Source organism: Nocardia vinacea, from assembly GCF_035920345.1.
GTDB classification, from domain to species: domain Bacteria; phylum Actinomycetota; class Actinomycetes; order Mycobacteriales; family Mycobacteriaceae; genus Nocardia; species Nocardia vinacea_A.
This window is the reverse complement of the sequence record NZ_CP109149.1, coordinates 4,491,079-4,502,033: the sequence shown is the minus strand read 5'-3', so window position 1 is coordinate 4,502,033 and position 10,955 is coordinate 4,491,079. Positions and strand designations below refer to the sequence as shown.

Genomic DNA, 10,955 nt, shown 5'->3' with positions numbered 1-10,955 from the left:
TCCGGTTCCCTTGCGTGTCAAGAACATTCGATCCTACGACGGTGTGGTCCCCTGGACCGGATTCAATGCGAAATCCGCCGACCGGCGTCGGTTGCTATGGCAGCAGTGAACCGGAGTCCGGTGCGGACGCTACGGCATGGTTGATCGAGAGTCTGGGGGCGTTCGGGAGGACAACGAGCGAGCCGCTCGCGCGAAGGACGAATTCCGTTCGGCCGTTGATCGATACCTCGCCCGGCACGGTGCGGATGCCGCAAACCCGATCGACCGATGATGATCCGGGCGCTGGCACACGCCTGGCACACGTCGGCCTGGCTGGATCTGCTCGCGTGGGCGTGCAGCCCGCACCTGGACCCGGAAACCGGCGAGCGCGCCGTGGGCATCGGGCCAATGGGCCCGCATGATTATCGGTGCGCTAGAAGATGTGGTCGATCTGCGCCTGTGCGGCGACAATCGGAGGCCGCCGTGCGGTCGGACTGTACAAGCTGTTCGGACGAAATCGGCACTGCAACATGGCCTTCGACGTGGCGCGGAATACGAAGTCCGGCATAGCAGCGGGCACGATCGTGTTCGACGCCCGGATCAACGGCGCCGAGGTAGCCAGCAATAGCCAGCGAACCGAACTGTGTAACGAGCTCACCAGGGTAGCCAACGCCGTCGTCGCGGCCCTCCCGCTCGGCGCCTGATCCGCCCCGGCAGCCTGGCGAGCCGGATCGATCGGCCCCTGTCCGGAGTAATTGCAAAAAGAACGGACACATAGCTTTTCGGTTGGTCACTTCTAAATACGACTAGCAGGAGTGGAATACAGTGACCATCGCAGCTGAAGTCCTGAATCTCCCGAACGTGCGCCCGCTTGCGGGGATGGATCAGGCATGGACGTTTCCCGCGGCACGCAACAGATTTCAACGCGCCATCGCATTGGCGTCCAATGACGGTTACGCCCTCCAGATCATCTGCACGAGGGTTTCTCAGACGAGTCCGCTGCCGCGATCCTGACATTCGCGCGCCGCTACGAGGCGGCGCTGTTCAATGCGACCCCCTTCGCTACCTGCTCGGGATTCCGCTTGTCCGGCAACGACTTCGGCTGCGTTGCCAGTGTGCTGCCGGGCATCACCCGCTCCCACACCCAGGATTGGGAGCAGAACCTTTCGACGTGTTTCCCGCCTGGACCTGTGAATTCTCGGGTGACGAGACCGAACTTGAAGTGCGGGCCCGGTTCCCCAAAATGCTCGATCCGAAGAACTCAGTGCGTGTGAGCAGACATCTGCCAGAGTGCGCTTACCGGCGCGGCGCACAGCTTGGGCCGTCGGAAGGGCTTCGGATACGCGAGCTAACGCACAAGGTCAATGGACTGTAAGAAATACGCGGTCGGCTTGTTTCGGGTGCAGGCCAGAGGCCAGAATCTGGCGACCGAAGCATTCTGAGCCTGGTCCGGGGCGGCCCAGCTCGGTGGACCCGTCAGGAGGTTCCATGTCTCAGCCCGGAGTGCCGGAACACGACCCGGCGCCGGGGGAGCACCCCGTCGCGCCGCAGCAAGGGTCGTCACCCTCGTTGCGGAAGGGGGGCGGGGCACCGCAACCGACGCCCGCGCCACCCGAAGAGCAGCCCGGACCGCAGGGGCTGCCTCCCGACGGCGGTCAGCTGTATCCCCCTCCGGGGCAGCCATTCCCGGAAGTTGGTCAGCAGTTGCCGCAGGGACAACAGTTCCCAGTGGGCGACCAGCAGCTTCCACCGGGCGGTCAGCCGTTCCCGGAGGGCCAGTTCCCGCCGGGTGAACAGCCGTACCCAGCAGGCCCGGCGCAGTTCCCGCCCCAGGGGCAGCAGTTCCAGCAGGGCGGTCAGCAGTTCCCTGGAGGTCCGGCGCAGTTCCCGCCACCAGGCGGCCAGCCGCATCCACAGTACGGTCAGCCGTGGCCGCCGCAACAGCAGCCGCGCAAGGGGCGTGGCGGCCTGATCGCACTCGTGCTGGTGTTCGTGCTGGTGGTGCTGGCCGGCGGCGCCGCCGGTGCCTATTTCCTGTTCTTTGAAGAGGATCCGAACAAGAAGCCCGCGGTAGACACATCCCTGGATCTCGCCGATGCGCCGATGGGGTGCGGCATATTCACCGAGGCCGAACTGGCTCCGTTCATTCCGGGCACGTTCACCACCGAGCCGACCGACGTTTTCGGCGGTGACAAGGATTACGAGAAATCGGCGCAGTGCAGCTTCTCCAACCAGAAGACTCACACTGCCCAACGGCAACCGGCGGTTTGGGTCATCGTGACCACCAAACTGCTCAAAGCGAATCAGAACCAATCCGGTGTGCAGAAGGCCAAGACTGAGCTGGGACGCAAGCCAGGTAGCGCGGTCGGGATTCCCGGCGCCGACGACGATCGATTCCGTGAAATCAAGAGCAGCAATAACAACATCAGCACGGGTGAGATGTCGTTCATCTATCACAACGTGTTCATCAGTATCACGTACCACTATGAACGCTTGGGACAGAACAAGTTCACCCAACCGCTGATGCAGATGTCGACGAAGGCGCTGGAGAAGGTGACTGGCTGATCCTGCACGGCGACGCTTGGCTGGGGCGTAAGGCGGAGGGCCTTGCGGTCTTGTCCCGGGGGCGTACCTCTCGGTTCTGAAACGGCCGAGGTCGCGCGGTAGTGCGCGACCTCGGCCGTTCTGTATTTTCGTCGTCGTCGGCATTGCGCAGAACCATCAGAGGGCACTGGGCGGTGGTGGTGGCATCGCCCACGGAGGTGTTCGCCGCCATCACCACCGGCAACAGCAACCGGGATGAAGTCCGACTTCTGTGATGCTGTCGTCTCTACTTGTTGATTCGTACGCTGGCAGGGTTGTCGGATGCGGGGTAAGGGGGTTGTGTCGTGGGGTCGTCGTCCCCTTCGAGATCTCGCACCATGAGCGTTGCCCCCGCTACAGCTCCGGGCATTAGAAAGACTGCCACGAACGGGATCAGGAAGGCGAGGGCGAGTGGTACACCGAAGCCCCAGACGAGTTTTCGGCGTGAGCGCAACAGGATGAGTTGTTCGCGGACTTCGATGCGGCGTCGCGCCTGTGCGACGGAGGTGAGTTCTTGGGTCAGGAAGAAGCCTGTGACGAATACGGCGATCACCGGGACCACGGTCTGGCCGAGGACTGGTATGAAGCCGAGGGCGAGCAATAGCACTGCCCAGATCAGTGCCCGTGCCAGTAGGCGGATGCTGTCGCGGGTGGAGATCCACAGCTCACGTATCAGTGGCAGCCCGGACTCGGGTGCGGTTCCGTCGGCGGACTCGGATATGTCGACCTGCTCGGATAATTTCTCGTAGAAGGGTTGACCGATCAATAGGGTGACTGCGGTGAAGGTGATCACTGCGAGTAGCAGGCCGAGGGCGAATACGAATAGCAGTAGGAAGCCACGGAAAATTCCCAGCCACGGCGAGTCCCAGTCGTCGGCGAACGGGGTCGCCCACTCGACGAAATCGACTGCGACGAAGGGCAATCCGATCAAGGCGGCGACGTAGAGCACCAGTGTTATCAACCCGGGTAGCAGGCCGATACCGAACCAGCGGCCGTGCTGGCCGACCCAGCGCTGTCCCTCGAGAAGGTATCCGAATCCGGTCCTGAGATCACGCATGATCGCAGCCTATCGGGGGCGCGGCTGTGGTGCCCACGGCGTAACGACTTGGCTCGATAACATTCTTCCGGTGTCGACGTCGCGCCGATATCGGGCGGCGTCCGGAGCCCGGACCGATATCTCAAAGATATGTAAAGCCGTGCCGCTGGGCCTATCTGGGCCGACGGCACAGGCATTAAGTTCGACGGTGAGTCGGTTCCAATCTATTCATGATGTTCGGAGGCTTCCTGCTGCCACTGCTGGGACGCGACTATCCAGATCTCAGGCTCACCGCCCCTATGCTCACCGATAGTGGAACTGCCGCAACGGCTTTCGAATCCCATGGCGGGTGATGTGCGAAGCGGTGATGGGACAGCGGGCGCAATGACGCGTTGAGGTAGATGAGGCTGGTCGTGAACGCAGCGACGATGCCGAAGAACGGGCGCCGACGGCCGGGCGCGCCCGTGCCGCTATATCGTCAGCCACGCGGATCTTCATTTCTGACTCAGCGGATTGTAAAAATGTTCGCTGGTGGGTGCGCCGGCCGGATCCACCAGGCGATGATTCCTTCCCAGAACTGATCGGCACAGTGACGTAGAGGCACCGACGTGCTCTGGTCCTCGCTGGGCTACCTGTCCCATCCCCGAGGTCGCGCTCCGGGAGCGCCGCAGTACGCACGCGTCTACATGTCCAGTGATTTGCGCCCCGGCCGAGCCGAAAGCCCTGAATCGAAAGATGTCTTCGTGACCATGAACGAGTCCCGGCGCACCGGGCGAATGTCCCAGGCCCATCACACTGCTCAGGCGACCCGGTCGTGGCACGATCCGACGGGGCCGAACCTGCCTCGGCTGCACCGGATGTCGTATGTTCTGGCCGTAAATGCGGTGGGCTGTACCGCCTATCACGAGGTGGCCCTGATCTCGGTCGTCGCTTATACCGATGGTTTCACCATCCAGTTGCGGGTGCGGTACCCGGTGGGCGAGGGGGCCACGCCGGATCCCGGTCCATCGCAGGTCACGATCGGCAAAGTCCGCACCATTGTGGTCGAGGCGATGGATGACCTCGGTAACGTGTACCGGTGCCGTTCGGTTATGGGTGGCGGCGCCGGGCCCGGGGGAGATTGGCACGCGCACGGAGAAGTGCACTGCGATCCGGTGCTCGCGCCGGAGGCGACCGCGATCACTGTGCGGTTGACGCTCCCGCCCGGCAGCATCGACCAGCCGGTGCAGGTGAATTGCGAGATACCCCTGATGCCCCTTCTCGGGGAGATACCCGCGCCGGCGGCCGCCCGGCTTGCTCGGTTGCCCGTGCCGGATACCCCTGTCGCACGCCCCGATCTTCGCCCGATCGCGGCGGCGGACTTGCTGCGTCACGCCGATTTGGTCGGGATCTCCGCGGTCGCCCGGACAGCGCGCCGTAGCGGCGTGGCACTGACGGTGCTGACGATGGAGCGCTACGACCGCGGCGTGCACCTTCGGCTCATTGTCCAGCTCGACGACGACCACCCCGACGCCATCGCCCACCGAACCACCGACCCCGCAGCTCGGGACCCGCGGGCTTGGATCCTGAATGCGGACTATCTGCATCTCACAGACGATCTCGGCAACCGGTATCCGCTCAGGCCCTCCTCGGTGGCGGGGGACCGGCTGCACCGCATCGTGTCGGTCACCTCCCCGCTGCCCGTCCCCGCGGAGTCGCTCGCGTTTCGGCTCGACGCCAACGAAATCGTCTGGTGCACATCGGGTCCCGGCGGCACCTGGTCAGTCGGCGAGCGGATCACCGCCGACCCCGGCCCCTTCACGGTGATGTTCCCGCGCTATCCCATACCCGTCGAGTCGGCGTGAGCCGTCAGCAGCGCAACGGGTAACGGGGACGCCGATATCCGGCGGCATCGAAGCGTCGAATGCGAAGGCACGCAGAGGCTACCCGATCACGCGCATGGGCTCGGCGGAGGCTTGGGTGAATACCTCACCCGGAATTCAACCAGGTGACACCGCTGCCCAAGGCGCCGATGTCTTCCTCGGCTGCGGACGGTCTCGCGAGTGACGCCGCACCGTCTCCATGCGCGGTGCTCGGGACATATGTCCTCGACATTCACTGGTCGAGGCGGTGTACGACGAGTCGCCTACGTTCTCCCGTGCGGGATCGGCGGAATAAGCACGAGAGTCATACAGCCTGTCCACTCGACTCTCCGTGATGCAAATTCAGACCACGACTACTGTATTTCTGCGGAAATACTTCAAAACCGCTTGATTTCACGATTGGCCGTAACTCAAGTTACTGCAAAATATGTGCTCGGCAGTTGGTTTTGCAAATTATGGCAATCCATACTTCTCTGTGGACAAGATGATTCGATCCTGAGGAGATTTTATGGGCATGCTTTGCGGACGGGCTGCGCTGGTGGCGACTGTCATTGCGCTGGCCGGCGCTGGGGTCGGTGTGGTTGCCGCTGGCCCGGCCAATGCGGCTGCCACTTGCAGCGGAACTCAGCTCCACGGCAAGTCGGGAGTAGTCGGCAGCGCCGAGACGCCGCATACCGACAGCTGTCAGCTCGACAAGGGGGATCGCGGGGAAGCGGTCGAGGCGCTGCAGAAGACCCTCAACCAGTGCTACGACGTGGGGACGCTGGTTGTCGACGGCGTTTTCGGCGACAAGACCCGAGAAGCGTTGATTGATGCGCAGCGGAAGGCGGGCACTGGCGCGGACGGTATCTACGGGCCCAAAACGCGCGCTGCGCTGAAATGGCCTTTCTACAACCGAGCGACTTGGGTATTCAACGGGTGCCACCAGTTGTGAGCGGTTCCCGCCGATCGCTCGTTGTGGTTCTCTGGCCTGACGGCCCCGGCGCGCGGTGGGTGAAGGTGTGATCGCCTGGGATAGGGCGCGGCGTCCGAGGAGTGCGGGTGTCAACAGGGCACGGATTTCATACGCTCCGTTGCGGATTGGACGGCACCGGACCGGAACGCCGCACCCGTAATGCAGCCGTACCGCCGCCCCTGCCCGGCGGACCGCTTGTGGGTTCGTCGATTCGGCTGCGCCGCACATCTGCGCGCTCGCGGCGCCCCCTAACTACTGACCGCAGCCGAATGATGTTCGCGTCGGGGGTAGGCGATGAAGGAGAAGCGGATACCAACGCCTGAAATGGTTACCGTGACCGACGGTTTGGGGTTGTTTCCATACACGGTGGACTCGCCGAGCTGCCCGACTCCCTCTCGATCTGGAAGTGGTGACGGAGAAATTGCTCGATAGGCTCATGCTTGGGCTGCTAGCGGGGTGGGTGGGGTGCGCATTGTTCGGGTGGGTGTGCGGTGTCGCGTATTGGCACGTGCTGGTGCCGTTCGACGAAGTGTTCGGCAGAAGCGCACCGTCCTACACCCGTCGGCGAATGGCGAAGGCGGTGGCGCACACATGTAAGCGCGACCACGAGCCGACGTTGTGCCCGTGCTTGCGTTGGCAGCAGCGCACCGTACTCGAATACCAGGGTGCGGATTGGCGCGGACGACGTGCGGCGGTCGCTGGCCGGTACATACTCGGTTCCGAGGTGCCGGTGCGCATTTCCTACCGCACCAATCGCGCCTACCCACTGACTCGCGCAGCGGTAATTCGCACGAGCGTCCTCGGCGCGGCGCTCGGCACCGCAATTGGCCTCGTCCAAGTCCTGCTCCTGCTCGTCGTCCTGCACGCCAGGTGACTGAGCAGCACCCCGTAGGCCTATCCACATTGCCGCCCGGTCCGATTCCGCGATGCGGCGAACCTGGTTCGGTGCAGGTCAAGTGAGTGTAAGAATTCGGGCTGTGCGCAGCGTCCCCGAGTCGCCCGGTGCTGCTGTGTGATCGCGATGCCGGGGAAGCCTTAGCCTGAGCGTGCGGTCAGTTTGTTCACGGAATTGGCTGCTGCGGAGCCGGATGTATTCGCCGAGCGCCTGGCCGCGGCCGAGGATACCGTCCATCGAATCTATCGGCGGATCAACCGTGGGCCGTGACGGGGGCTTCGTCGCGTGCCGAACCGCTTCGCTGTGGCCCAGTGGGCGCGGGACGGTCGATACGGTCTGGCCGAGGCGGAGGACTGGGCCGCGTGGTTCTTCGGTGTGAACGCGGAAGGGCGGTCGCTCGAGGACATCGCGGATCCGCTGTCGAAGGCAGACCGTGCGGCGGGCGTCGTTTCGCGGCACGACATTGTCCCGGGCGGTCGGCTCGGGGGTGAGGAATTATGACGCGACCACGACCCGAGCGCAGATCTCTTGCGTGCGTAGCCAATTCGTTGCTCATACCAATTCTCACCCCGATTGGATGAGCGCGCCGAGGTCGCTGCCGCGCCAATCGACGAGCTTCTTGATGTTGCGTTGCGCGGTGGCTGGGTTGTCGGTTGGTGCGGTGATCAGATCGAGCACCAGCCCGAGGGCGAAGGCATGACGCTCGAGGGCGTCGACGTCGACATCGTTGTCGGTGGTCAGACCCAGGTGGAGCGTCGCCGCGTCGGCACCCCAGTCGGTACGGGCGCATCCGGCCAGCCAGATCGCCTGTCGTGCCGCGGCTTCGGCTGCGGCACCCGCACTGGGCAGCACGGTGCCGAACGATCCGCGCCACACCACTTGCCCATCGGTGCGGCATATCGTGAACAGCGTCCGGTTCGCCGCTGTCCACAGCATCAGGTGCGGTCCGCGTGCGGCTGCCGGGCCGAGACTGCCGTGTGCGAATGTTCGAGCAGGTGTGACAGCGGTTCGGATCGCCTGGCGTCGAGATTGGCATTGTATGGGTTTCGACATCATTGATCGACAGTACGGACGGTGGACGGGAATTCGCCCGTACTATTCCCGACAATGGCAAGAGATTCACACTTCTCGCCAGGCTATTCGGGCGGCGCATTCTTTCGATTCGCCGCCGATCGAATCGATACCTCAAGAAGTTGTAAAATCGGAAAAAAATTCGCGTGCGGCGGGTCTGCGAGGGGTACTGATGTTGACGTAGTGCGTGATTCGACCGAATGGCAGGCCATCGATGACGCGTTGCGCCGACTGTACAGAAATGTCGAACCATATCATTTGGGCACCACGGCATCCGTGGGCACTCGGTGGCCCGGACCCGCTGGACGGAATGAGCATCGTCGACGCGCAGTCGCCGTCGGCGGCGCGAAGAATAGTGCTGCCTACTTTCGTCCAGTAGGCTGCATGGGCGGAATGGGCGTGCCGGCCTACGAAACTTGTGCCTTTGCAGAAATTGCTCTGCGAGGCAGGCGAGTTGACGCTTATTCGGTGGCGGTCCGTTGCCCGATTTCGATCCGGACTCCGGCTGCGGTGAGCGCCGAGTGGACGTGTCCGGCCGTGTCCGATGACATCCCGTGGTCTCTCAGCTCTACCGCGGCCAATCCGCGAAATGCCCGCGCGGACATGAGGGTTCGACCGCCGCTGGCGATGACGAGACATCAGGCGAAGACTCCGGGAACATAGGTGTCTTCGGGATCGAACTCGAGCCACCAAGCGACCGAACCAGGATCGGCGAGTGTCCGCGAATTTCGGCGGCATGCTGGATGGGCCGGTGGTGCGTTGGAGGTCGTCGAGAATCGGGCGGGTATGGCGTAGTCGCTGATCAGGTGACCGGGATGCCTGTTCCGGCCCCGGGTGGGCGTGACGGTTTTCACCTGGCAGGAGTGAAGGAATGCTGTTCGGCATTCCGCAAGCTCCGCAAGTACAGGGAGGCCGCCTGTCCACGTAGCAGACGCAGCAGCAGGTTCGTTGCCGTCGCCGGGTGGAATTCCCACTGCCCGCCGCGCGCCGGTTCCACCGCGATCTGCCACGTGGAGGGGTCGGCGTCGTCGCGGGCGACCCAAGACATGTTAGCCGCCTGTATCCGCGCGAATTCTTCGCTCGTCACCCGAGTGAATGAGACAACCATTCCAATTAGCTACCTATCATCGTGTCCTGCAACGTATACCAAGGCGATCGAGGCGATCGCGGTCAGCGTCGGCGTAGCACCAGGGGCAGCCCACCCCGGGGCTGGCAGGTGACCACATAGCGGGGCACCACATTGAATCCGGGCAGGATGGTGAATTCGAAGGTGCCGACGACGGCACTCAGCACCTGTTGGGTAATAGTCGTGGCCAATCGCTCGCCGATGCAGACCCGGCTGCCTTTGCCGAAGGGGTAATACGCGTGCCGATGGCGGGCACTGAAGCGCTCCGGGCCGAACCGGTCCGGGTCGAAGGTCTCCGGATCTTCCCAGAAACGCGAATCACGTTGTGTTACATGGGGATTGAGCACAATCTTGGCTTCTGGCGGCAGATAGTGGGGGCCGAGCATATCAGGCTGTATCGAGCTGCGGAACCAGATCGGGAACGCCGGGTGCAGGCGAAACGCTTCATTGACGACGCGCTTGCCGTATTCCAGTGACGGCAACTCGGCGAAGGTGGGAACTGCCGCAGCTGTCCGCTCCAGTTCGGCCGCCATCTTGTCGGCGGCCTCCGGATTTTGTGCGAGTTCATAAGCCGCCCAGGTCAATCCGGTCGCGGTTGTTTCATAACCCGCCATGAACAGGGTGAAGATCTCATCGCGCAACTGTCGATCACTCATCTGCTCTCCCGTGTCGGCATCGATAGCGTCCAGTAGTAGGCCGAGTAGATCTTCGGGCTTGCGGTCGGCGCGACGGCGCTCCTGGATGAGCGCGTGCACCTGCGCATCCAGATCCTTTACCGCGCGGCGATATCGGATCGCGCCCGGTACCGGCGCCCACCCGGGTAGGAAGAACGTCCACACCTTCGATGCGAGGCCGGCGAACACCTCGGAGGTCAGTTCGCGCAGGCGTTGTGCCCGCGGCGCGTCGATCGACGTGCTGAACAGTGCGCCGAGCACGATCTCCACATTGAGTTCGATGCAGTCATCGAGAAAATTCGTCGGTTGTCCCGCGTTGGCGGCCGATTCCCACCGCCGCATGGCACGTTCTACACATGCGGTGATCTGCTGCTCCATCAGATGCAGCTGTTTGGCATGGAATGCGGGCTGCATGAGCCGTCGCTGCCGCAGCCAATGCTCGCCCTCGCTGGTCACAAGTCCGTTGCCGAGCGCGGCCTGAAAAGGCCGCATCAGTGGGCCCTTGACATAGTTCGCGGCGTGGGTCACCAGGATGCGGCGAATGTAATCCGGGTGGCTCACGATATAGGTCTCCAGCGGTCCGAAGCCGAGTCGCACCAGCCCGTCGTGGCGGGCGGCGGCATCCATGACGAACCGGAACGGGTCGCGTAGCAGGGCGGGCCGCAAGCCCACCGAGGGTGGAAGTTCGGAGGCCGAGGCGTGCGGTGTCTTGGACGAAGTCATCTGTCGATCTCTCTCGTGAAATGCCGGATCAGTTCGTGATGAGTGTCGCGT

The 10,955-nt window shown here is 63.4% G+C and carries 12 protein-coding genes; 7 read left to right on the top strand and 5 right to left on the bottom strand.

Features of this window, described 5'->3' with window-relative positions:
* Positions 1-509: 509 nt before the first annotated feature.
* Both OIE68_RS20835 and OIE68_RS20830 read left to right on the top strand, forming a co-directional pair.
* Positions 510-683: a hypothetical protein gene (locus OIE68_RS20835; RefSeq protein WP_327101026.1), complete on the top strand. Its 174-nt coding sequence runs from the start codon at positions 510-512 to the stop codon at positions 681-683.
* A 121-nt stretch (positions 684-804) separates the two neighbouring features.
* Complete coding sequence (locus OIE68_RS20830; RefSeq protein ID WP_327101025.1) at positions 805-993, top strand: hypothetical protein; 189 nt, start codon at positions 805-807, stop codon at positions 991-993.
* 546 nt (positions 994-1,539) lie between these two features.
* On the opposite strand, the gene OIE68_RS20825 is transcribed toward OIE68_RS20830, so the two are convergent.
* Positions 1,540-1,890, bottom strand: coding sequence for a hypothetical protein (locus OIE68_RS20825; RefSeq protein ID WP_327101024.1), 351 nt, complete (start codon positions 1,888-1,890; stop codon positions 1,540-1,542).
* 69 nt (positions 1,891-1,959) lie between these two features.
* Between OIE68_RS20825 and OIE68_RS20820 the strand changes: the two genes are divergently transcribed.
* A complete protein-coding gene (locus OIE68_RS20820) occupies positions 1,960-2,544 on the top strand; it encodes a hypothetical protein (RefSeq protein ID WP_327101023.1) in 585 nt (194 codons plus the stop codon).
* 265 nt (positions 2,545-2,809) lie between these two features.
* Here OIE68_RS20820 and OIE68_RS20815 read toward each other — a convergent pair whose 3' ends face one another.
* Entirely contained in the window at positions 2,810-3,619 is an 810-nt protein-coding gene (locus tag OIE68_RS20815; RefSeq protein WP_327101022.1) for an EI24 domain-containing protein, read from the bottom strand.
* A gap of 722 nt (positions 3,620-4,341) precedes the next feature.
* On the opposite strand from OIE68_RS20815, the gene OIE68_RS20810 reads away from it, so the two are divergent.
* The 4 genes from OIE68_RS20810 to OIE68_RS20795 all read left to right on the top strand — a co-directional run bounded on the left by OIE68_RS20810 (position 4,342) and on the right by OIE68_RS20795 (position 7,811).
* Positions 4,342-5,442 (top strand): hypothetical protein, encoded by a 1,101-nt coding sequence (locus OIE68_RS20810; RefSeq protein ID WP_327101021.1) that lies wholly within the window; start codon positions 4,342-4,344, stop codon positions 5,440-5,442.
* A 526-nt stretch (positions 5,443-5,968) separates the two neighbouring features.
* Complete coding sequence (locus OIE68_RS20805) at positions 5,969-6,394, top strand: peptidoglycan-binding domain-containing protein (protein WP_327101020.1); 426 nt, start codon at positions 5,969-5,971, stop codon at positions 6,392-6,394.
* Positions 6,395-6,851: 457 nt separating this feature from the next.
* Positions 6,852-7,289: a hypothetical protein gene (locus OIE68_RS20800; protein WP_327101019.1), complete on the top strand. Its 438-nt coding sequence runs from the start codon at positions 6,852-6,854 to the stop codon at positions 7,287-7,289.
* A gap of 306 nt (positions 7,290-7,595) precedes the next feature.
* On the top strand, positions 7,596-7,811 hold the full coding sequence (locus OIE68_RS20795) for a hypothetical protein (protein ID WP_327101018.1): 216 nt from the start codon (positions 7,596-7,598) through the stop codon (positions 7,809-7,811).
* Positions 7,812-7,874: 63 nt separating this feature from the next.
* Here the strand turns inward: OIE68_RS20795 and OIE68_RS20790 are convergent, their stop codons facing one another.
* The 3 genes from OIE68_RS20790 to OIE68_RS20780 all read right to left on the bottom strand — a co-directional run bounded on the left by OIE68_RS20790 (position 7,875) and on the right by OIE68_RS20780 (position 10,904).
* Positions 7,875-8,246 carry a hypothetical protein gene (locus tag OIE68_RS20790; protein WP_327101017.1) on the bottom strand — a complete coding sequence of 124 codons (372 nt, stop codon included), beginning with the start codon at positions 8,244-8,246 and terminating at the stop codon, positions 7,875-7,877.
* Positions 8,247-9,231: 985 nt separating this feature from the next.
* Complete coding sequence (locus OIE68_RS20785) at positions 9,232-9,429, bottom strand: hypothetical protein (protein WP_327101016.1); 198 nt, start codon at positions 9,427-9,429, stop codon at positions 9,232-9,234.
* Positions 9,430-9,551: 122 nt separating this feature from the next.
* Positions 9,552-10,904, bottom strand: coding sequence for a cytochrome P450 (locus OIE68_RS20780; protein WP_327101015.1), 1,353 nt, complete (start codon positions 10,902-10,904; stop codon positions 9,552-9,554).
* Positions 10,905-10,955 lie beyond the last annotated feature (51 nt).